The organism is uncultured Arthrobacter sp., assembly GCF_947495145.1.
Classification (GTDB): Bacteria; Actinomycetota; Actinomycetes; order Actinomycetales; family Micrococcaceae; genus Arthrobacter_D.
The window spans coordinates 16,936-38,544 of record NZ_CANLXP010000016.1; the positions used below are offsets into that span (position 1 = coordinate 16,936).

Consider the following 21,609-nt stretch of genomic DNA (forward strand, 5'->3'; position numbering starts at 1 on the left):
CAGCCCTGCACCTGCGGGCAGTTCTTGAAATCAGCCGTCCCGGAAGGAACCACATTGAAGGCTCTCCCAGTTGAACCAAGCAATGCCCCCGTGGCGATTGGTTCACGCATCCGCTCAGCGCGGCAGGCGCAGCGGATGACGATCGAGCAGGTCGCCGGTTCAACGGGTCTGACCAAGGGCTTCCTCAGCAGGGTGGAGCGGGACCTGACGTCTCCGTCGGTTGCTTCACTGGTTACGCTGTGCCAGGTCCTGTCCATCTCGATCGGCGATCTCTTCACCGTTCCGGAGACCCACCTCACGAGGCTCAGCGAAGCACCGAGAATCAGCCTCGGCGGTGAGGGGATCAACGAGCGGCTCATGACGGCGCGCTCCGAGCGGCGGCTCCAGATGATCCGTGCTGTGATAGCGCCGCATGGGAAAGGGGAGTCGGACCTCTACTCGGTGGACTGCGAGGTGGAAACCCTGCACATTGTGGCCGGCCGCTTCGAACTGATCTTCTCCAACGACCGCTACGAGATGGAAGCCGGCGACACGCTGACCTTCCCGGGGCGTGAGCCGCACACCTGGCTCAACCCCTCGGACGAAGAAGCGGTGGTGCTCTGGACCCTGGTTCCGGCGGCTTCCCGGAGCTGACACCGCAGGCGATCCCACCTCGTCCCAATCGTTACCGGGATACCAAGCGGGCTTATGGAATACTGATCGAACGGCGCCGGTCTAGACAGACCGGTGCCTGTTGTGGTCACGAATTGCGGCCAGTCGGCGCGTGCCTGCTGATTGCCTCGATACCTCGACGATCCGCCCGCGCCAGCGCTGGCGCGTTAGCTTGTGAAGGGACTGGAGCAATGAAGACTTCTCGATCAGCAAGATTCGCGGTGGTGACGGCCATCGCCCTGACGGCCACCGCTTGTGGTGGCGGAGGCGGCGGAACCGCCGATACCGGGGAAGCGGTGGATTATGGGGCGGATCTTTCGGGCACCATGTCGGCCGGCGGCTTCACCCTGGGCGACGAGGTGGCAACCTCCCGTGCAGAACTCGCTACCGCCGCCTTGGAAGAGGACGGCGTCACAGTTGAAATCAACGAGAGCAACTTCGACCCGCAGCGTTTCGCTGCGCAAGCGGCGAGCGGAACGTTGCCCGATCTTGTGGTGATGGATCGGCAGTATGTGGCGACGTATGCGGCCAAGGGTCTGATCGAACCGGTTGACGAGTGCTTCACCACTCACGACGTCAACGCCGAGGAGCACTACTACCCGGCGGTGCTGCAGGACGTGACCTATAACGACCAGGTGTACGGCATTCCGCAGTTCTGGCAGCCGTGGGCAATTATCACCAACACCCGCGTCATGGAGGAAGCCGGCGTCACCGCTGACGATCTGGACACCTCCAACCCGGATGCTGTCCTCGCCGCTGCGGAGGCAATGTACGAGTCCGACGGCGAGAACCCGACGCGTCTTGGTTTTGACCCCCAGATGCCGTCCCAGGCCCCCATCTGGTTCACAGCTTTCGGCGGACAAATCATGGACGAGACCGGTAAGCCGACCCTCGATGACCCGGCCAACGTCGAAGCCCTGACCTGGCTGAAGGAGATTTACGACGCGCAGGGTGGCTATGAAACGGCCTACAGCTTCGGCCAGACCTGGGACTTCTTCGGTGAGAATAACCAGTTCGTCGCCGATCAGGTAGGCGCAGGTCTGTACGCCCAGTGGTACCCGAACGTTCTGTCAGACTTCGCGGATCAGCTTGAGGTTTCCGGTGTGCCCCTGCGGAACCAGGACGGTGAAGCGATCGCGGTGGCCGGCGGGCAGTCCTACGTCATTCCGGCAGGCGCGAAGAACAAGGCGGCCGCCTGCAAGTGGGCCGTCACCAACACCTCCGACGACGCCTGGATGGCTGCAGCTGAGGCCCGGGTGTCAGGCATGGAAGAAGGCGGAATGTTCACCGGCATCTTCACCGGTTCACAGACCGCGGATCAGCTGATCAAGGAGGAGTACCTTGAGCCGACCGGTAACGAGGGCTTCGACCAGCTGATCGATTCCTACTACCAGGCGCTCGAAAACGGCGTACCCCTCGGGTCCTCGCCAGCGGGCCTCGAGATCCAGACCGAACTGCAGAATGCCATGGCTCCTGCGATGTCCGGCGACAAGACCATCGAGGAAGCGCTCGGAGACGCCCAGGCCGCCGCGATGCTGGTGTACGAGCAGGCGACCGCCGGCGCGCAGTAGGCGCCGTCGTCGTTCTCTGTTCATAGAGCGAGGGTGGGAGTCAGCCGTACAGGCTGGCTCCCACCCTCCTCCACTTCCCCGTTGATTTGGCAGGACACGCCCCGAATAAGCCTCCAAAAGGGGTGTGTCCTGCCAAACCAACGAGTGGACTTCGCGGAATGGGCAGTTAGCCCTTCCGGCCCTGGCCCGCCAATCCCTCGATGAAGTACCGCTGGCCGAACGCGAACAGGACCAGCATGGGCAGCGTCACCAGCAGGGCCGCCGTCATCACGTACTGATAGTCGGCTTCGCCGCCCGAGGTGGGACTGAACAGGGACATCGCGTAGGAAATACCCAGCGGCACCGTGTACTGGTCCGGGCTGCCGAAGTTCAGGTAGATCAGCGGCGCCTGCAGGTTGTTCCAGCTCGCCTGGAACTCGAAGATGAACACGATGATGAAGGACGGGATGGAGAGCGGCATCGCTATTCGCCAGAACAATCCGAAGTAGCTGCACCCGTCGATGCGGGCCGCTTCGAAGATGTCGCGCGGCAGCCCCAGGAAGAACTGGCGCTGCAGGAAGATATAGAACGCAGACCCGAAGAGGTTGGCGCCCCACAGTGGCACGGTGGTGGTGAGAAAGCCGAGTTCCTTCCAGATCAAGTAGGTCGGGATCATCGTCACGGCACCGGGCAGCATCATGGTTCCCAGCACGAGGCCGAAGAGCAGGTTGCGGAACGGGAACCGGAAGTAGGCGAAGCCGAAGGCCACCAAGGAGCTGGAGATGGTGACGAGCCCCGCGGCCAACAGCGCGATGATGACGCTATTGGAGATCCAGGACAGCAGCGGCAACTGCTGCCACACCTCCACGTAGTTGGTGAAGACCCAGGTTTCAGGAATGAGCCGGTTGTCGAACACGTCCTGGCGCGGTTTGAACGTTGCGGCCAGCAGCCAGACAAACGGGTACATGAAGAGGACCGAGAACCCGAGGAGCAGTGCCCACAGGACTATCCGTCCAACGATGCTGCGCGGCTTGTACCAGGGGAAGTGCTTGCTGGGGGCTGCAGTGGACTTGTCCCGCGGGTCCGATTCAGCCGCTGCCTGCGGTTGTGATTTCAGAACTGATGCCACGGCTACCGGCCCCCTTCGTAGTAGACGAATTTGTTCCCGAACCGGACCTGGAAGATCGTGATCACGAGGATGATGGCGAACAGCAGCCAGGCGATCGCGGCGGCGAAGCCCATATTGAACTGCTGGAAGGCCTGCTGGAACAGGTAGACGCCAACAAAGAGGGCGGCATCCGGCGACCCGCTTGCCGTATCCCGGTAGAACAGCAGGAACGCCTGGTCGAACACCTGGAGCGCGGCGATCGTCAGCACGATGGTGCAGAAGAACAGGGCGTTGGAGATCATCGGCAGGGTGACGGAGAAGAACTGCCGGATTGCCCCGGCGCCGTCGAGTGCTGCTGCCTCATACAGATCCTGCGGGACGTTCTTCAGTGCCGCGAGAAGAATCAGCATGGTTCCGCTGACACTCCACAGGCCGATGATGATGATCGACGGTTTCATCCAGTTAGGGTCGATGAGCCACTGCGGCCCGTCGATACCGAAAATGCCGAGGAACCCGTTGATTGCTCCGGAGTTGCCGTTGAGCAGCAGGAGGAAGATCGACGCTGCGGCGACTGACGGCGTCATTTTCGGCAGGTAGTAGATGATGCGGAAGACGCCGGCACCGCGGTCCGGGATGCGGTGCAGCAGGTACGCCAGGAAGAGTGCGAAGCAGATCTCGAGCGGTACCGACAGTACTGCGTAGTACAGCGTGTTGCCGAGCGAGGTCAGAACCTTCGGGTCTTTGAGCAGCAACTCGTAGTTACTTAAGCCGACGGGCGTGGCCGTGTCGGTGGAGAGATCATAGTTGGTGAAGGAGATGACCAGGCTGTAAATCATGGCGCCGAGGGTGAACACCAGGAACCCGATGACCCAGGGGAGGATGAACAGGTAGCCTGCCCTCGCCTCGCTGTTGAAGGGTTCCTTGATCCAGCGGGGACGCCGAAGCCGTCTCTTCCGATGGGAGTCAACCGCTGTGGCCATGCTGCACCTCCTTGCTGTCGGCAGAGTCGCTTCTGATTAGAGTAAGCCATCAGCATGCTTTGTTTACGGCGCAAAATCTTCCCATTTGAGAAGCGATGGGCTATACGCCGAGAAGGCGGTCGGATAGCGTGAGCGCCACCCCTTCATGGTCAGGAGTAGTCGATGGACTGGACGCTGGAAGTTGTTGTTGTGCCGGTGAGCGACATCGCGCGCTCGGTCGCGTTCTACCGCGACAAGGTCGGTTTCGCGCAGGATTTCGAGACGGATGCGGGCGGTATGCACTTCACCCAAATGACCCCGCCGGGTTCAGGCTGCTCCATCGTCTTCGGCAACGGGCCGGGCATGAACGCCATGCAGCCGGGCACTCTGAAGGGCCTTCAACTGGTGGTTTCGGACATCAATGCGGCGCGCGAGGAGCTGCTGGCCCGTGGCGTCGACGTCGGTGACATCACTGTCTTTGACGAGCGCGACGGCGGCACCTTCTTTGGCTTTGATGATCCCGATGGCAATTCGTGGGCAGTGCAGCAAATCAAAGCCCGTGCCGACAAGCCGCTGATCCCGCGCTCCTAGCCGGCGGCCCTCGATCCCTTGCAGGCAGCAATCTTGACTGAGACGCGTGCCACAATTAGCCTTTTGGGAAACAGTTGATGCCTATGAGGAAACCTGCGCCCGCCTGCGTTGCAAGGCAGACTGCAGGGAAGAGGAGATGCATTGGAAGAGCTGCGCGTCACGGCAGGTGGCCACCTGGGGCCGATCGATTCGGCACGTATCCCCCGTTATGCCGGAGCGGCCACTTTCGCACGGCTCCCGCGGATCGACCAGGTCGAAAAAACCGATATCGCCGTGGTCGGCGTGCCGTTCGACTCCGGTGTGTCCTACCGGCCGGGTGCGCGGTTCGGTGCCAACCATGTCCGCGAGGCGTCGCGGCTGCTGCGGCCCTACAACCCGGCGATGGACATCTCGCCCTTCGAGCGGGTGCAGGTGGCTGACGCCGGTGACATGGCGGTAAACCCCTTCAACATCAACGAGGCTATCGAGACCATCCAGCAGAACGCGCTGGATCTCACGCACGACGGCGCCCACCTGGTCACGCTCGGTGGCGACCACACCATCGCGCTGCCGTTGCTACGTGCCGCCTCCGAACGCGCCGGTGAGCCGGTTGCGCTGCTGCACTTCGATGCCCACCTCGACACCTGGGACACCTACTTCGGCGCCGAGTACACGCACGGCACTCCGTTCCGCCGCGCTGTGGAGGAAGGGATCCTGGACACCGAGGCCATCTCGCACGTCGGCACCCGCGGGCCGCTGTACGGTGTGAAGGACCTTGAGGATGACCGGCGCTTCGGTTTCGGCATCGTCACCTCCTCCGATGTCTTTCGCCAGGGTGTCGATGAGACCGTGGCCAAGCTCCGCGACCGCATCGGGAACCGACCCCTTTACGTCTCCATCGACATCGACGTGCTCGATCCGGCACATGCGCCGGGCACAGGCACCCCCGAAGCCGGCGGTATCACCAGCCGCGAGCTGCTGGAAATCCTGCGTGGCCTGCGCGGGATGAACCTGGTGGGCGCCGACGTCGTCGAAGTCGCCCCCGCCTACGATCATGCCGAGATCACCGGTGTGGCGGCTTCGCACGTGGCCTACGATCTGGTGAGTCTGATGGCTGACGAAATCTCCACGCGAAAGGACGGCTGATGCAGTCCGTTGAAAGTGACGCAACAGTTCCCCCGCAGCCGGTCACGAGCCAGCGCAATGGTGGTGACCTGGTTGTCGAGACGCTGAGTGCTCTCGGTGCGACGACGGTGTTCGGCATTCCAGGGCAGCATGCGCTGGGCCTGTTTGATGCGCTGTCGCGCTCGGATCTGCAGTTCGTCTCGTCGCGGGTGGAGAATAACTCGGCTTTCGCGGCCGATGGTTTTTCGCGGGCAACCGGTGAGGTGGGCGTCCTCTTCCTCTCCACCGGCCCGGGCGCGCTGACTTCGCTCGCCGGACTGCAGGAGGCCTACGCGACCGGTGTTCCGATGGTTGTCGTCGCGAGCCAGATTCCCCTTGAGGGTCTGGGCGCCCGCCGAAAGGGCATGCTGCACCAGCTCGACGACCAGAAGGCCTCAGCCGCCAACGTCACCAAGAGCCAGCGGCTGATCCAGCACGCGTCGGGTATCCCCTCCGCCATTCAGGACGCGTGGACCGAGGCCGTCTCCTCGCCGCAGGGGCCCGTCTGGGTGGAGGTTCCGCAGAATGTGCTGCTCGACGCCGTCGTCGTACCGCAGGTCGAGGATGCGCTGGCGGAACCGTTCGACAATCCGCCCCGGGTGGAGCTGGTCCGCGAAGCGGTCAAGTGGCTCTCCGAAGCAAAGCGGCCGGCGATCGTAGCCGGCGGCGGAACCCGCCGCGGCAAGGCCGAGAAAGAGCTGCTTTCGCTCGCGGAGAAGCTGGACGCGCCGGTGTTGTGCTCGCCCGGCGGAAGCGGCGCGTTCCCCTGGAACCACGAGCTATCGCTGCAGTCCTGGGTGGAGGACCGCTACGTCACCGAGGTGCTTGAGGACGCGGATGTGCTCCTGGTGATCGGATCTTCCCTGGGCGAGGTGACCTCCAACTACTTCACCCTTGAGCCGCGCGGCCGCATCATTCAGATTGACGCCGAACCGCGGGTCCTCGAATCCAACCGCCCCGCGCTCGGCATTCGCGCCGACGCTGGTCAGGCGCTTGCAGCGCTGGACGAAGCGCTGGCCCCTGCTGAGCGCCGCACCGGTGACTACGATCCGCGCGCCCTCGTGGCCGAGACCCTCGCCAAGGTGCAGGCGCGTCTCGATGAACAGGATCTCGGCAAGGAGCGGACCTTCATGGCCGACATCCGCGCGGCCGCCGGGGACGACATGCAAACCTTTTGGGACATGACCATCGCGGCGTACTGGGCCTGGAGCTGCTGGGATTCGAGGGCCGGCGAGTTCCACTCAGCGCAGGGCGCCGGGGGCCTGGGCTTCGGCTTCCCCGGGGCGATCGGCGGCGCTGTCGGCCTGGCGTCGAAGGACCTGCCCGCACGCGTGCTTGCCGTCTCCGGTGACGGTTCGGCCATGTACTCGATTGCTGAGCTTGCCACCGCCCGTCAGCACAATCTGCCGGTCACCTGGCTCATTGTCGACGACGGCGGTTACGGCATCCTGCGCGAATACATGGAGGGCGCTTTCGGCAAGGCCACGGCGACCGAGCTCACCCGGCCGGACTTCGTGAAACTCGCTGAATCCTTCGGCGTGCCCGCGGTCCGCGTGGCGCCGGAAAACGTGCGGGAGGCGCTTGAGGCGAGCTTTGCCGCGGAGGGTCCCAACGTCGTCGTTGTCGAGACCCTGCTGCGGCTCTTCGCTCCTACACACCTGTAGGACTCCCAGGCACCTGTAGGTAGGTTGGAGGGATGTTCGACCTCCGCGACCTTGCCCTGCCCATCATCGGTGCGCCCATGGCCGGGGGCCCTACGACGCCGGAGCTCGCCGCCGCTGTAAGCAACGCCGGCGGTCTGGGTTTCCTTGCCGCGGGCTACCGCGCGCCGGAGGACCTCGAGGAGCAGCTGCGCAGCGTTTCCACGCTGACCGGTGGCCCAGTTGGCGTGAACCTGTTTGTGCCGGATTCGTTTCAGCCGGACGCGGCGCTCCTCGACGCTTACGCGCAGTCCTTGCGCGCGGAGGCTGCCTCGCTGGAAGTGGAAGTGGGCGAGCCGCGGAACGACGACGACGGCTGGGACGCCAAGCTGGCGATTGTCCTGGCTGCGAAGCCTGCAGCGGTGTCATTCACCTTCGGTTGCCCGGACGCTGCGGTTCTCGGGCGGATGGCCGGGGCCGGAATCCTTCCGATGGTCACCGTGACAACCCCTGCTGAGGCAGCGTTCGCCGTAGCGGCCGGGGCTCGTGCGCTCGCGGTTCAGGGGCCGAATGCGGGCGGGCACCGTGGGAACTTCGACCAGCGCGAAGCACCGACGGGTCAGCTGCTCGAGGAGACGCTGGCGGGCATCCGGGCCAGCACGGACGTGCCGCTGGCAGCAGGCGGGGGAGTGTCCGGGCCCGGTGACGTCGTACGGTTGCGCGATAGCGGCGCCGAGGCCGTTCAGGTGGGCACGGCCCTGCTGCTTTCGGATGAAGCAGGCACCAACGCGCTGCACCGTTCGGCGCTCAGCGAGGGTCGGTTTCCCCGGACGTCACTCACTCGGGCCTATACGGGACGGTATGCGCGCGGGCTGACCAACCGCTTCATCCTCGAGCATCAGGACGCTCCCGCAGGCTACCCGCACCTGCACTACATGACAGCGCCATTGCGGAAGGCGGCCGTGGCTCAGGGGAATGCCGACGTGGCGCACCTTTGGGCCGGGACCGGTTTCGCGTCAGCGCGGCAGGGGCCTGCGGCGGAGATTATCGAATCGCTGCTATAGGCACCCTCAGGCGGCCGTCGACTCCCGCGCCATCACCTGGAACTGCGTCAGGATCTCTCGCGGCGCCGGGCCGGCCGGATTCTTGATGCGCTCCATGAGGACCCTGATCGCGGTCTCGGCGATTTCCTCGCGGCCGGGATTGACACTGCTGAGCGTGGGGATGGAGTAGCGGGTTTCGTCGAGGTCATCGAAGCCGATCACGGCGACATCGGACGGAATGCGCCGCCCGGCTTCCTGCAGCACACGCATGGCTCCCTGCGCCAGCGTGTCGTTGAAGCCGAACACCGCATCGAACTCGACGCCGCGGTCGAGCAGATCGTGCATCGCTTCGGCACCGTTTGCACGGTGCCAGGTACCGACGTAGGCAACGAGGCCGTCGTCGTACGCTATGCCGCGCGCTTCCAGCGCTTCACGATAGCCCTTGAGCCGGAGTCCAGCGGAGCCGATAACCTCTCCCTCGTGGGCACCGACGACGGCGATGCGTCGCCTCCCGGTGTCCAGGAGGTGTTCGGTGGCGGCGCGGGCGCCCTCGACGTTCTGCATGGTGACGTGGTCACAGTTGCCGGAGAAAATCCGCTCGCCGAGGAGCACCATCGGAACCTCCGCGCTGACCAGTGACGCGTCCTCCTCCCCGAGTCCAAGCGGGCTGAAGAGCAACCCGTCCGACATCCGCAGGCGCGGGCTCCGAAGTACCTCAAGTTCGCGATCGCGCTCGCCGCTGGTCTGCTCGATGAGAACCACCAAGCCGCGGGCTTCCGCTGCACTGATGACGGCGTCGGCCAGTTCTGCGAAATAGGGCAGGCGTAATTGGGGAACTGCGAGCGTTATGGCGCCGGTATGCCCTGAGCGGAGGCTGCGGGCAGTGAGATTGGGACGGTAGCCCAGCTGCGCGATGGCTTTGTTCACGCGCTCCCGTGTTGCCGGCCGAACGTTTGGATGGTCGTTGATGACGTTGGACACCGTCTTGAACGACACCCCGGCCACCTGAGCCACATCATGCAGGGTCGCCGCCATCTGGACTGTCCTTTTTCGAGTTGAAACCGGTGGGACACGCATGTGTCCCACCGGCAGAATATCGCGTTACCGGGCTTCGGAACGCCGAGGGGTGTTGCTGGGAACTAGCGCCGGCCTGCGCGCGGCGTCCGCACATCGACCGTCACCGGTTCGGTGGCTGTGGATCCGTGTGCGTTGGCGAACACGGCCCGCACCAGCAGCCCGTCCTGCGCTGCCGTCAGGTTTTTCAGCGTCAGCTGTGACCGACGCAGGTTGTCCCCGGCGTTGATGGTGCGGGGCTGGTCCCCCACCTGCTGCCAGGTGGCGCCGTCGTCCGCGGACGTCTCCCACTGCGCCACCGGGGCCGGTGTGCCCGTCGCCTCGGCGCGGAAGGTCGCCTTACCGCCGACGACGGCGGCGTCATCTTTTGGAGCCTGTGTCACCTTTGGCGGTTCAACGGTCAGGTTGAACTCGGGCCAGCCGTCGACCCAGTCGATCTTCTGGAGGCCGAGGGTGGGGAAGTAGGGGATGTCCTTGTTGGCGCCGTCGTAATAGTGGAAGGCGAGATAGTCGCCGAAGACAGACTGACCGCCCGGCCCGGTGATGGCGCCGTGGGCGTCGAGCACCACCGTACCGCCGCCGCCGAACATGTCCCGGCCGTCCTTGTCGAGGTACGGTCCCTTGACCGACTTCGACCGGCCAACCGCGATCTTGTAGGTGGAGTCGCCGCCGCGGCAGCAGGAGTCGAAGGAGACGAAGAGGTAATAGTAGTCGCCGTTCTTCGTGATGTACGGGGCCTCGATGGGGTTGCCCGGCATGAACCGGTCGGCAATGTTTACGGTCTGGGACTGCCAGTTCTCAACGGGTTTTCCGCTGGGCCACTCGATCGGGACCAGGAAGATGCCGTACCAGAAGGAGCCGATCGCCATGTATGGTTTGCCGTCCTCGCCCTCGACAATGCCGGCGTCGATTGCGTTGAACGTTTTGCCCGGGTTGTTCGGATCTAGGCCGGTTGCGGGCGAGGAGACCACCAGGCCCTGGTCGACCCATTCATAGTCGGGATCCTCGGGATCGAGGGTGGTGTTGGTGGCGAGTGCGGTCAGGGAATTGTTTCCGCCGAACCGGGAGGCGGAGTAGTACAGGTAAAACGTGCCGTCGTTCTCGTAGATCTCGGGTGCCCAGAGGTTGCCGGGAAGCTCTCCGTCGGAGAAGTGCTTATCGATCCAGGCGGGAATCCGGTCCCAGACCGTGCCGGTGTACTCCCACGTGGTGCCTTCGTCAGAAGAGGACCAGATCTGGATGGTTCCGCCGTTTTCCCTGTTGACCAGGCCGGTGGAGTAGACGTACCAGGTACCGTCGTCGTCGATGATGAGGGCGGGGTCGTGGATGGGGGAGGTCTGGCCCACCACGGTCTTGCCGCCGGGAAGGTCTTCCGTGAACGGTCTGCCCTGGCCGGTCCACGTTTGGGAAGAGTTCTGGCTGTTGTCGGCCGCCACTGCCGGAGCAGTGGCGGTGCCGGTGAAGATCAGCCCGACGCTTATGCCGATGGCTGCTGTTGCTTTGGTGAAAACTGCTGTTGCTTTGGTAAGGCGCTGGCTTTGCGGTGATCGTGACGCCATTATCACGGTCCTTTCGTTCAGGGATGCGCTGCAAAATTACAACGTTGCAAATATTGCAGAGGTTCTCTGTAGCGTCAAGGGTGGATGCGTTCTGATAGCGGTTCGGCCGGGCGTTAGCGGTTAAACGGTGTCATTAGGCATGAGTGCTATCACCCAGCGGAAACGTATCGCGGTCCCGGTCGCGCGGGGCCTCCGGCATCCCCAGTCGGAAACTTTCGCGGAGACTGTTGACGGTTGGATGTGATCTATGCCATTCTCGTTTTCAACGTTGTAATCAACGTTGTAACTCCGGCCTCGCTACCAGGATGAACTGGTGTGCCGCCCCACCCTCTAACCGGAAGGACCACGTGATGATGAAGTCACGTACCATCACCAAGACCATCGCCGCAGCAGCGGCGGCAAGCTTCCTGCTCAGCGGATGTGCCGCCGCTGCCGGCGGAGGCGAAGACGGCGACAATACCCTCACCTTCATGTACCGCGGCGGGCCTGATGACAAGAAGGCCTACGAACAGGCAGTCGCGCAGTTCGAGGAGGACAACGGGGTCGAGGTCGAAATGATCCAGACCACCGCAGACCAGTACAGCACCAAGCTCAAGGCGGCCATCTCCGGCCGGCAGATTCCCGACGTGTTCTACATCAGCCCCGGCGAGGTCCAGGCCTATGTGCAGAACGGCATCATCAAGGACATCACCGAGTACGTTGAGGGCTCCGAGAACATCGACCTGGACAACATCTGGGACTACGGCGTAGACAGCTACCGCTTCGACGGAGAGCTCAGCGGCCAAGGCGCAATTTATGCGCTCCCCAAGGACGTTGGGCCGTTCTCCTTCGGCTACAACAAGACGATGTTCGAGGAAGCTGGGGTGCCGCTGCCGGATCCTGAGAAGCCATACACCCTCGAAGAATTCGTCGACGTAGCGAAGCAGCTGACCAAGGATAACAACGGTGACGGAAAGCTCGACCAATGGGGCACCGGCCTCAACGTCACCTGGAACCTTCCGGCTTTTGTCTGGTCCAACGGGGGGTCGTGGCTCAACGAAGACCGCACCCAGGTAACCATCGATACACCGGAATTCACTGAGGCGCTGCAGTGGTTCGCCGACCTGCAGAACGAACACAAAGTCACGCCATCTGCCGGCGAAGCACAGACTTTGGACACGTATCAGCGATGGATGAAGGGCGAGATCGGCTTCTTCCCAGTCGGGCCCTGGGATCTGGCCACCTATGAGGACCTGCCGTTCGAATATGACCTGATTCCCTACCCCGTCGGTGCTACCGGCGAGACCGCAACCTATACCGGCACGCTGGGGATTGCCGTCTCCAACTCCTCGGCACTCCCGGAGGAAGCGGCGAAGCTCGCAACCTATTTCTCCGCCAATGAGGAAGCACAGCAGACCCTCACTGACGCCGGAGTCCAGATCCCGAACCTCGAGGACATGGCTGAGGAATGGGCAAGTGACGATAGCACCAAGCCCGCCAACAAGGGGGAGTTCCTCCAGATTGTCCGCGACTACGGCCGCCCGCTGCCAAGCGAGCTCACGTACAACGCCGAGTGGTATGACGAATTCTTCACCAACATCCAGCCGGTGCTGGACGGCGAGAAGACTGCGGCCGAATACGTGAAGGAAGCGCAGCCCAAGATGCAGCAGTTCCTTGACTCGGCGAACCAGCAGGCAGGCATCGGCGGCTAGGTGCCGCGCGTTCAAGGCTAATCCGATCCGGGTGCTGCGGCCGCGCCAAGGCCGGCCGCAGCACCTCTCCAGCCAGGCTCCTGCCGGGCAGACCCATACGTTCTTGAATCAACGAGGATTTCAGATGTCCACCACCGCGCGCCGATCCCGGCTCCACCGGCAGGAACACCTGACTGCGCTGGCGTTCGTTGCCCTGCCGGTCATCGGGTTCCTGCTGTTCACCCTCTATCCGATGCTGTTCTCCGTCTACGCCTCGTTCACTAACTGGAACGGGTTGACCGCCCCTGTCTTCAGCGGCTTCGACAACTACATCGCCATGGTGCAGGACCCGTACTTCCTGGAGTCCATGTACAACACGTTCTTCCTGATGCTCGGGATTCCGATCGGGCTGGTGATCTCCCTGGCTCTGGCGTTGGCCATGAACCGGAAGATGCGCGGCTCTACCTTCTTCCGCACCATCTACTACGTCCCCGTGATCTCCTCGATCGCGGCGGTGGCCATCCTGTGGCAGTGGGCCTTCAACGGCGACTTCGGTCTCATTAACCAGATCCTGGCGCTCGTCGGCATCGACGGCCCCAACTGGCTGCAGGACACCGCAACCGTGAAACCGGCCTTGATCATCATGGCGATCTGGAAGGGCCTCGGCTTCTCGATGCTGCTCTACCTGGCCGCTCTGCAGTCAGTGCCGCGCCACCTCTATGAGGCAGCGGCCCTTGACGGCGCCGGAGCCTGGAAGCAGTTCCGCCACATCACCGTCCCAATGGTCCGCCCCGTCACCTTCTTCCTCGTGGTCACGAGCGTCATCGGCGGGTCACAGGTCTTCGTGGAAATCAACATCATGACCCCGACCGGCGGTCCCGAGTTCTCCTCCGCCACCATCGTTTGGTACATCTGGCAAAAGGCCTTCGACAACCTGCAGATGGGTTACGCATCCGCCATGTCGATCGTGCTCGGCCTCATGGTGTTCCTTATTACCTTCATCCAGTTCCGGCTCAACCGCCGCAACCAGTTCTCGATTGACTGAGGCAGGTCACCATGTCCTCCCAACGCGTCCTTCCATCTCCGCCGCCGCTCAAGCCCGAGCGGAATCTCCCGGACCGGACATCATCCCGCGCAGCTTCACACACCAAGACACGCACCAGGCCGTCAAACTCTGAGCGGAAGCACCGCCTCGGCAACCTCATCGTGACCATCGTGCTCTCGCTGGGAGCCGTCGTGATGGTTGCTCCGCTGCTCTGGACGTTCTCGACATCGCTGAAGACCCGTGAAGGGGTCTTCGCCCTTCCGCCCCAGTGGATCCCCGACCCGTTTGTCTGGGAGAACTATCTCCGGATCTGGTCCGCCGGACCGCTGCTCACGGGCATTCAGAACAGCCTCATCGTCGCGTGCACCGTCACGATCGTCGGGACGCTTTTCTCCGCCCTGGCAGCCTTTGCCTTCGCGAAGATGCGGATGCCGTTCAAGAACGTGGTCTTCCTGAGCCTGCTCGCAGCGCTCATGGTGCCGTTCCCCACCCTGATGATTCCGCAATTCACCATGTTCGCCTCGATCGGCTGGGTGGACACCCTGCTTCCGCTGATCGTGCCGTTCATCTTCGGCAACATCATCATGATTTTCTTCCTTCGCCAGTACCTCAATTCAGTGCCGGATTCGATCATCGAAGCGGCCCGGATCGATGGTGCCTCGTTCCTGCAGATCTTCTTCCGTCTGATCTTCCCGATCATCAAGCCGGCGATTGCCGCGCAGTTCATCCTGTGGTTCATGGCCGTCTGGAATGACTATCTGGCGCCGATCATCTACCTGAATTCGCCGGAGGTGCAGACACTGCAGCTGGTCATCGCGAACTTCAACGCCCAGTACGCGATTCAGACCGACTACCCGCTCATCATGGCGGCGTCATTTGTCGCGCTGCTGCCGGTGCTGATCGTGTTCATCGTGTTCCAGCGGCAGATCATCGAATCCATCGCCCTGACCGGTTCGAAGGGCTGACCAGTGGCGCTCGTGAACAGCCTGCAACCGGTTCCGACCGGCCGACCGGAAGCCTGGGGCGCCCGCCACGCGCACGATCCGACGGTGGTAAGGGACGACGACGGCACCTACTACATGTTCTCGACCGACGCGGTAGCCAACTCAAGGGAGGTTCCCGCGGGAGTGCATGTGCGCACGTCCGCCGACCTGGTCGAGTGGACCTACGTGGGCACTGCGCTGGACGGCGTGCCTGCTGAAGCCCGCGAATGGAGCGGTGCCCGTGGCCTCTGGGCGCCGGAGGTGGTCCGCTGGCCTGCGTCTGCGGGGGAGACCCGATGGCACATGTATTATTCGGCGTCCACCTTCGGCTCCAGCACGTCGGCCATTGGCCTTGCGGTGGCGGGCAGCCCCGCCGGCCCGTGGGAGGATCGCGGGATCGTGGTCCGGACGCTCGCAGGCAGGGATACGCAGAACGCCATCGACGCGGCCGTCACCTTTGACCGGCACGGTGATCCCTGGCTCACCTATGGCTCCTTCTTCGCAGGCATCCATACGCTGCGACTGAATACGGAGACCGGCAAAGCGCTGACCGACGGAGACCTCGGCACCTGCATTGCCCGCCGGCATCCGGACGTCGACCGCGCCATTGAGGGTGCTTTCATCCACTACCGCGCGGAGGATGACCGCTACGTCCTCTTCGTTTCGTATGACTCGCTGTTCAGCACCTACAACGTGCGCGTTGCGGTCGCCGAGGAGATCACCGGCCCCTTCAAGGACGTGAACGGCGCCGAAATGACGGACGTCGACACCGAGCCGCACAGCGTGGGCACCAAGATCCTGGGCAGCTATCGGTTCGACGGCGACACCGCCTGGCTGGCGCCGGGCCACAACTCAATCCTCACTGTGCCGTCCGGCGAGAGAAACGTGGAGGAGCAGTTCATGGTGCACCACGTCCGCTTCGCCGAAGACCCTACCCAGCACCTGGTTCAGCTTCGGCGGGTCTTCACCACGGCGAATGGCTGGCCGATCGTCTCGCCGCAGCCTTACGCCGGACCGGACCGTGAAACGCTTCCCGCACCTGAAGGGATCAGCGGTCCGTGGCGCGTACTGCGCTTTGCTCCGGAATCCACCGATCTGGTCGAAGCCCAGTCCGTGACCGTGCACGACGACGGCGGCGTCACCTCTGCCGGTGAACCACGCCGGGTCCGGCTCGCCGTCGCCGGATCCGATGAAGATGCGGGGCTCGATGCTGTGTTGGATGCTGTGGTGTTCGGCTCCTGGGACGCCTCACGCAACCGCGCTGCGCTGTCTTTCAGCGGCATCGACGAGCACGGCGTGGTCTATTCCGGGACCCAGGGGGCATGAAATGAGCACCGACACCCCGGGCTGGGCGGGCCGTCTCATGGACTGGCTGCGCTTTGTCATGCAGCTGGTGCTCCTGAATCTCCTGTTCCTCGCCGGGACGTTGGCCGGACTCGGCATCTTCGGGATCTTCCCGAGCGCGGTGGCTACCACTGTGCTGCTAGCACGCCTCCGCGCCGGCGACTCCGGCGACCGGCTGATTCAGGACTTCGTCACCGCCTACCGTGCCCAGTTCATCCACGCGAACAAAGTCGGCAGCCTGTTCGCCCTTGCCGGTCTGCTGGCGGTCCTCAACCTTGCAGCAATCCCGGGCGCCGCGCCGGGTCCGCAACTGGCACTCAGTGCGCTCGCCGTCGTCGTCTCGGTGGGGCTGGCAGTGTCGGCGGGTGCCGCCGTCGTAATTTGCTCCCGCCACCGGGATTCAGTGCTGGGCACCTGGCGATACGCACTGGTGCTTCCGCTCGCCTCGCCGGCAATGGCTCTCGCCTGGCTGGTATCGGTCGCAGGTATTGCGGTGCTCCTCAGCGGTGTCAACGCCCTGCTGCCGCTGGTCGGAGCTTCGCTGCCGTTGCTCGTATCCGGACTCGTCATCGGTCATCGGTTGGATCACCTTTCGCAGGACCGAATCCAGAATGACGACGACGGTGCCCGGCGACATTCCCATTCCGGGAGGCCGCGCCAGCTCACCGCCTGACCTCGCCCCACAAACCTGTACTTGCTACATCCGGACTTCGAACAGACCACACCATAGATAAGGAACCCACCGTGACCACCACCACGCCCGACTCGACGGCGGCCACGACACCCGCCGAAGGCAGCGACCTTCCCGTGCAAGCCCCGACAACCATCCGTGTTGATCGGTCCGCAGTTGTCGCGCCGGTCAGCCGCCGGATCTTCGGCTCCTTCGTTGAGCACCTGGGCCGCTGTGTCTACGACGGCATCTACGAGCCCGGACACCCGACTGCGAACGAGGACGGCTTCCGCATGGACGTCGTCGAACTGGTCCGCGAGCTCGGCTCGACGACCATCCGCTATCCCGGGGGCAACTTCGTGTCCGGCTACCGCTGGGAAGACGGTGTCGGCCCCCGCGATGAGCGTCCCGTGCGCCGTGACCTGGCTTGGCACTCCATCGAGACCAACCAGGTTGGCCTTGAGGAATTTGCCCGCTGGTGCAAGCTCACCGACTCCGAGCTGATGATGGCCGTCAACCTCGGCACCCGCGGTATCGAGGCGGCGCTGGACCTGCTCGAGTACGCGAACCACCCGTCCGGCACGGCGCTGAGTGATCAGCGCATCGCGAACGGCGCGAAGGACCCCTACAACATCCGCATGTGGTGCCTTGGCAACGAGATGGACGGACCCTGGCAGATCGGCCACATGTCCGCTGAGGACTACGGCAAGATCGCCGCCCGCACAGCTTCCGCGATGAAGACGGCGGACAAGGACCTTGAGCTGGTTGTCTGCGGCTCCTCCGGCTCCTCCATGCCGACCTTCGGTGAGTGGGAGCGGGTGGTCCTCGAGCAGAGCTACGACTACGTCGATTACATCTCCTGCCACGCCTACTACCAGGAACGCAACGGCGATCTCGGCTCCTACCTCGCTTCCTCGCTGGACATGCAGTACTTCATTGAGACCGTGGTGGCCACGGCGGACCACGTCAAGCACAAGCTCAAGAAGCAGAAGACCATCAAGCTTTCCTTTGACGAGTGGAACATCTGGTACCTGGACGAGCACCAGGCATCGGACGAGGTCAATGATGAGTGGCGGGCAGCGCCCCGCCAGCTCGAGGACACCTACTCCATGGCTGACGCAGTGGTCTTCGGCAACCTGCTGATCACCCTGCTGAAGAACCATGATCGCGTCGCCTCCGCTTCGCTGGCACAGCTGGTGAACGTGATCGCCCCGATCATGACCGAGCCCGGTGGCGACACCTGGCGCCAGACCACCTTCTTCCCTTTCTCCGTGACTTCCCGGCTGGCGAAGGGAGAGGTCCTGCGCCCGCAGATCAACGCCGGCACCTACTCCACGAAGGTCTACGGCGACGCGCCATTGGTCGACGCGGTTGCCACGGTCGACGCCGGCAAGGCGGCACTGTTCCTCGTCAACCGCAGCCAGACCGACGCAATCGACGTGTCGATCGATGTGAAGGATCTGGCCGCGAGCGTGATCACGGAAGCGGTCACGCTGCATGATGAGGACGTCTACGCCAAGAACACCCTCGAGAACCAGAACCGGGTGGGCCTCAAGGACCTGCAGGGCGCCGTCCTCGACGACGGCATCCTCACCGTCACTCTGCCGCCGGTTTCCTGGTCAGCGATTGCGCTCGGCTAATGTACCGTCGCGCAACAGCCTGGTCCGCCGTCCTGGTCACCCTGGTGATCGCGACGGCGGGCTGTGCCGCGATTCCGGCAGGGGAGCGGGAGTTGAGCGGCGACTACTTCACCCATGACCCGGCGCTAGTCTCAGGTTCCGCGGGTGAGGACTGGTTCGTCTACTCCACCGGCGACGGGCAGGTTGCGGACGGCAACATCCAGGTCCGCCGCTCCGACGACGGCGAGCACTGGGAGTACGCGGGCGAGGTATGGCAGGAGAAACCGGACTGGCTTGCGGAGGCTGTTCCCGGCGTCGACAATCTGTGGGCTCCGGAGCTCTATGAGCATGCAGGCACCTGGTACCTCTACTACTCGGCATCGACTTTCGGGAGCAACGAGTCGGTGATCGGGCTCGCGACGAACACCACCCTCGACCCTGAGGATCCTGACTATCAGTGGGTGGACCAGGGTGAAGTGATCTCCTCGGCGGGGGAAAACTTCAATGCGATTGACCCCGGCATTGTGGAAGATGCGGACGGCACACCGTGGATGAGCTTCGGCTCGTTTTGGGGAGGCCTGCAACTGGTCGAACTCCAGTGGCCCTCGGGGCTGCCCGCGGACCCGGCAGCCGAGCCTGTAACCATCGCCGACCGGGGTACGCCGCCGAACGCTATCGAGGCGCCGTACCTGATTGAGCGCGACGGCTACTTCTACCTTTTTGTCTCGAAGGACTTCTGCTGCCAGGGCCTGGACAGCACCTACAACATAGCCGTAGGTCGGTCGGAGAATATCGAAGGCCCCTATGTGGACCGTGACGGCGTTCCCATGCTCGACGACGGCGGCACACCCTTGCTGGCGAGCGATGGCCCTCGTGTGGGGCCGGGCGGGCAGTCCGTATCCAAGGACATACTGGCCTTTCACTACTACGATGAAACACTCGACGGCGCGTTCCGGCTCGGTCTGGTTCCCCTCAACTGGAACGACGGCTGGCCCACAGCGCGCTGGGATTAGGAAGCACTCATGGAATCCCGAACCGCCACCGTTACGCCCGCAGCACCGCGTTCCCCGGAACGCCTGACGCTGAAGCCCCTGGGCTTCGACGCTGTAACTTTCAATCCTGCCGGGATGCTCGGTGGCTGGCAGGAGATCAACCGCAACGCGAGCCTGCGCCACTGCATCGAGCAGTTGGAGGTATCCGGTGCGCTGCCGAATATGCGGGCCGCTGCGGAGCCAAAGGAGGCAGCGTCGTCGTACACCTTTGCTGGCTTCCACTTTGCCGATTCCGACATCTACAAAGTGCTGGAGGCCCTCGGTTGGGAAGCCGGCCGCAGCGATGTCTCGGAGTTTTTGCCGTTTGTGGACGGGACAGTGGATTTGCTTGCCCGCGCGCAGCAGGAGAGCGGCTACCTCAACTCCTTCTACGCCGCAGCGCCGGACCGGCAGTTCGCCGATTTGCGGTGGGGGCACGAGCTGTACTGTCTCGGTCATTTACTGCAGGCCGGCATCGCCTGGGCCCGAACGAGCGGCCGGACCGACCTGCTGGACATCGGCATCCGCTTCGCCGAACTGGTGGAGCGCACCTTCCCGCCCGGCGGCCGTCCGCCGGTCTGCGGACACCCGGAGATCGAGACCGCCCTCGTGGAGCTGTACCGGCACACCGGCGAGACCCGCTGGCTGGAGCTCGCGCGGCGCATGGTCGATGCCCGCGGTCACCGGAGCGTCGGCGAAGATCGGTTCGGCTACCAGTACTTCCAGGACCATCTGCCGGTGCGCGACGTCCCCGGGGCTACCGGGCATGTGGTGCGTCAGCTGTACCTGACGGCCGGGGTCGCGGATCTGTACACCGAGGACGGCGACGAGGACCTGCTCGAAGCTTTGAAGCGCATCTGGTCCGACGTGCACTCCCGCAAGATGTACATCACCGGTGGCCTCGGTTCCCGGCATCGCGACGAAGCGTTTGGAGACCCTTTCGAGCTGCCGCCGGACCGCGCCTACTCGGAAACCTGCGCGGCAATCTCCAGCCTCCAGTTCAACTGGCGGATGCTGCTGATCACCGGTGAGGCGAAGTACGCGGACGAGCTCGAGCGCGCCCTGTACAACGCCGTTGCGGGGTCCACCTCACCGGCGGGAACTGAATACTTCTACTCCAACCCGCTGCAGGTCCGCACCGAGCGCGACGGCGAACACGAGCAGGCGCCCGCCCGGCGCGCACCCTGGTACGACTGTGCCTGCTGTCCGCCGAACCTTGCCCGCCTGCTTTCGTCGCTTCACTCCTATGCCGCGACCACCGACGACGACGGCGGCCTTCACCTGCATCTCTATGAGCCCGGCGACATCCGGCTTCCGCAGGCGTCCGTGACCGTAGCGACGGGATACCCGTTCGACGGCCGGATCAAGCTCGAGGTTGCGGGCGATCTGCCGTGGTTGTCGCTGCGGGTTCCCGGATGGGCAAGCTCTTACGAGCTATCCGTGAACGGTGTGGAAGAGCAGGTGGAGCCTGTGGACGGCTACCTGCGACTTGCCGACGTTGGCCCCGGGACGATTGAGCTGGTGCTGGACATGCCCGCACGGCTTCGGGCGCCGCACCCGCATATCGACGCCGTCCGAGGCTGTCTCGCGGTGACGAGAGGGCCGATCGTGTACGCGCTGGAACAGACCGACTTGCCCGCCGACGTCGTAATCGAGGATGTGCTGCTCGATCCATTAAGCCAGCCCGTCGTGACTGCTTCGGAACCGCTAGTTTCGGGCGACATCAGTGTTCCGAAGGTGAGCATCTCTGCGGCGGTCAGGCCGCCGTCGTCGTCGGAGCCTTATCCCCTTGCGGGAGAGCCGGCGGCGGGCGGGGGAAGCACTTTCACCGTGGACCTCGTTCCGTACTTCCGCTGGGGCAACCGCGGCTCAGGCGGCATGCGCGTCTGGATTCCGACGATCCCTCAAGGGGTGGTGCGCACCCGCTCC

Annotated in this window: 17 protein-coding genes and 1 pseudogene; 14 read left to right on the forward strand and 4 right to left on the reverse strand. The window is 63.9% G+C overall.

What is annotated here, in order from left to right:
• Positions 1–54 precede the first annotated feature (54 nt).
• Both Q0877_RS12125 and Q0877_RS12130 read left to right on the forward strand, forming a co-directional pair.
• A complete protein-coding gene (locus Q0877_RS12125) occupies positions 55–633 on the forward strand; it encodes a helix-turn-helix domain-containing protein (RefSeq protein ID WP_299168151.1) in 579 nt (192 codons plus the stop codon).
• Between the two features lie 209 nt (positions 634–842).
• Entirely contained in the window at positions 843–2,222 is a 1,380-nt protein-coding gene (locus tag Q0877_RS12130) for an extracellular solute-binding protein (protein WP_299168153.1), read from the forward strand.
• A gap of 166 nt (positions 2,223–2,388) precedes the next feature.
• On the opposite strand, the gene Q0877_RS12135 is transcribed toward Q0877_RS12130, so the two are convergent.
• Together Q0877_RS12135 and Q0877_RS12140 are read right to left on the reverse strand one after the other, a co-directional pair.
• Positions 2,389–3,330, reverse strand: a complete 942-nt coding sequence (locus tag Q0877_RS12135) for a carbohydrate ABC transporter permease (RefSeq protein WP_299168154.1) — start codon at positions 3,328–3,330, stop codon at positions 2,389–2,391.
• 2 nt (positions 3,331–3,332) lie between these two features.
• Positions 3,333–4,289 (reverse strand): carbohydrate ABC transporter permease, encoded by a 957-nt coding sequence (locus Q0877_RS12140; protein ID WP_299168157.1) that lies wholly within the window; start codon positions 4,287–4,289, stop codon positions 3,333–3,335.
• 162 nt (positions 4,290–4,451) lie between these two features.
• Here Q0877_RS12140 and Q0877_RS12145 point away from each other — a divergent pair, with 162 nt between their 5' ends.
• The 4 genes from Q0877_RS12145 to Q0877_RS12160 all read left to right on the forward strand — a co-directional run bounded on the left by Q0877_RS12145 (position 4,452) and on the right by Q0877_RS12160 (position 8,706).
• Positions 4,452–4,859 carry a VOC family protein gene (locus Q0877_RS12145; RefSeq protein WP_299168158.1) on the forward strand — a complete coding sequence of 136 codons (408 nt, stop codon included), beginning with the start codon at positions 4,452–4,454 and terminating at the stop codon, positions 4,857–4,859.
• 141 nt (positions 4,860–5,000) lie between these two features.
• Complete coding sequence (speB, locus tag Q0877_RS12150) at positions 5,001–5,984, forward strand: agmatinase (protein ID WP_299168160.1); 984 nt, start codon at positions 5,001–5,003, stop codon at positions 5,982–5,984.
• Positions 5,984–7,666: a thiamine pyrophosphate-binding protein gene (locus Q0877_RS12155; protein WP_299168161.1), complete on the forward strand. Its 1,683-nt coding sequence runs from the start codon at positions 5,984–5,986 to the stop codon at positions 7,664–7,666. Before speB ends, Q0877_RS12155 begins: the two co-directional genes overlap by 1 nt.
• A 32-nt stretch (positions 7,667–7,698) precedes the next feature.
• Positions 7,699–8,706 carry a nitronate monooxygenase gene (locus Q0877_RS12160; RefSeq protein WP_299168162.1) on the forward strand — a complete coding sequence of 336 codons (1,008 nt, stop codon included), beginning with the start codon at positions 7,699–7,701 and terminating at the stop codon, positions 8,704–8,706.
• A 6-nt stretch (positions 8,707–8,712) separates the two neighbouring features.
• Here the strand turns inward: Q0877_RS12160 and Q0877_RS12165 are convergent, their stop codons facing one another.
• Positions 8,713–9,720 (reverse strand): LacI family DNA-binding transcriptional regulator, encoded by a 1,008-nt coding sequence (locus Q0877_RS12165; protein WP_299168163.1) that lies wholly within the window; start codon positions 9,718–9,720, stop codon positions 8,713–8,715.
• Positions 9,721–9,824: 104 nt separating this feature from the next.
• Positions 9,825–11,318, reverse strand: a complete 1,494-nt coding sequence (locus tag Q0877_RS12170; RefSeq protein ID WP_299168164.1) for a family 43 glycosylhydrolase — start codon at positions 11,316–11,318, stop codon at positions 9,825–9,827.
• 350 nt (positions 11,319–11,668) lie between these two features.
• On the opposite strand from Q0877_RS12170, the gene Q0877_RS12175 reads away from it, so the two are divergent.
• The 8 genes and pseudogenes from Q0877_RS12175 to Q0877_RS12210 form a co-directional block, all read left to right on the forward strand.
• The gene (locus Q0877_RS12175; RefSeq protein ID WP_299168166.1) at positions 11,669–13,009 is read left to right on the forward strand and encodes a sugar ABC transporter substrate-binding protein; all 1,341 of its coding nucleotides are present in this window, start codon (positions 11,669–11,671) and stop codon (positions 13,007–13,009) included.
• Between the two features lie 124 nt (positions 13,010–13,133).
• Entirely contained in the window at positions 13,134–14,033 is a 900-nt protein-coding gene (locus tag Q0877_RS12180) for a carbohydrate ABC transporter permease (protein ID WP_299168168.1), read from the forward strand.
• A gap of 11 nt (positions 14,034–14,044) precedes the next feature.
• Entirely contained in the window at positions 14,045–14,998 is a 954-nt protein-coding gene (locus Q0877_RS12185; protein WP_299168170.1) for a carbohydrate ABC transporter permease, read from the forward strand.
• A 3-nt stretch (positions 14,999–15,001) separates the two neighbouring features.
• A complete protein-coding gene (locus Q0877_RS12190; protein ID WP_299168171.1) occupies positions 15,002–16,342 on the forward strand; it encodes an arabinan endo-1,5-alpha-L-arabinosidase in 1,341 nt (446 codons plus the stop codon).
• Between the two features lies 1 nt (position 16,343).
• Positions 16,344–17,033, forward strand: coding sequence for a YesL family protein (locus tag Q0877_RS12195; RefSeq protein ID WP_299168172.1), 690 nt, complete (start codon positions 16,344–16,346; stop codon positions 17,031–17,033).
• Positions 17,034–17,167: 134 nt separating this feature from the next.
• Positions 17,168–18,670, forward strand: coding sequence for an alpha-N-arabinofuranosidase (locus Q0877_RS12200; protein ID WP_299168232.1), 1,503 nt, complete (start codon positions 17,168–17,170; stop codon positions 18,668–18,670).
• A complete protein-coding gene (locus Q0877_RS12205; protein WP_299168173.1) occupies positions 18,670–19,662 on the forward strand; it encodes an arabinan endo-1,5-alpha-L-arabinosidase in 993 nt (330 codons plus the stop codon). The genes Q0877_RS12200 and Q0877_RS12205 overlap by 1 nt, the downstream gene beginning before the upstream one ends.
• A gap of 114 nt (positions 19,663–19,776) precedes the next feature.
• A pseudogene (locus Q0877_RS12210) lies at positions 19,777–21,564 on the forward strand (glycoside hydrolase family 127 protein); the annotation flags it as partial.
• Positions 21,565–21,609 lie beyond the last annotated feature (45 nt).

What these genes read in the sequence shown, in the direction of transcription:
- Q0877_RS12130 (WP_299168153.1), top strand. Translation starts at nt 843, where the DNA reads ATGAAGACTTCTCGATCAGCAAGATTCGCGGTGGTGACGGCCATCGCC.
- Q0877_RS12140 (WP_299168157.1), bottom strand. Translation starts at nt 4,289, where the DNA reads ATGGCCACAGCGGTTGACTCCCATCGGAAGAGACGGCTTCGGCGTCCC.
- Q0877_RS12145 (WP_299168158.1), top strand. Translation starts at nt 4,452, where the DNA reads ATGGACTGGACGCTGGAAGTTGTTGTTGTGCCGGTGAGCGACATCGCG.
- Q0877_RS12155 (WP_299168161.1), top strand. Translation starts at nt 5,984, where the DNA reads ATGCAGTCCGTTGAAAGTGACGCAACAGTTCCCCCGCAGCCGGTCACG.
- Q0877_RS12160 (WP_299168162.1), top strand. Translation starts at nt 7,699, where the DNA reads ATGTTCGACCTCCGCGACCTTGCCCTGCCCATCATCGGTGCGCCCATG.
- Q0877_RS12165 (WP_299168163.1), bottom strand. Translation starts at nt 9,720, where the DNA reads ATGGCGGCGACCCTGCATGATGTGGCTCAGGTGGCCGGGGTGTCGTTC.
- Q0877_RS12170 (WP_299168164.1), bottom strand. Translation starts at nt 11,318, where the DNA reads ATGGCGTCACGATCACCGCAAAGCCAGCGCCTTACCAAAGCAACAGCA.
- Q0877_RS12175 (WP_299168166.1), top strand. Translation starts at nt 11,669, where the DNA reads ATGATGAAGTCACGTACCATCACCAAGACCATCGCCGCAGCAGCGGCG.
- Q0877_RS12180 (WP_299168168.1), top strand. Translation starts at nt 13,134, where the DNA reads ATGTCCACCACCGCGCGCCGATCCCGGCTCCACCGGCAGGAACACCTG.
- Q0877_RS12185 (WP_299168170.1), top strand. Translation starts at nt 14,045, where the DNA reads ATGTCCTCCCAACGCGTCCTTCCATCTCCGCCGCCGCTCAAGCCCGAG.
- Q0877_RS12195 (WP_299168172.1), top strand. Translation starts at nt 16,344, where the DNA reads ATGAGCACCGACACCCCGGGCTGGGCGGGCCGTCTCATGGACTGGCTG.
- Q0877_RS12205 (WP_299168173.1), top strand. Translation starts at nt 18,670, where the DNA reads ATGTACCGTCGCGCAACAGCCTGGTCCGCCGTCCTGGTCACCCTGGTG.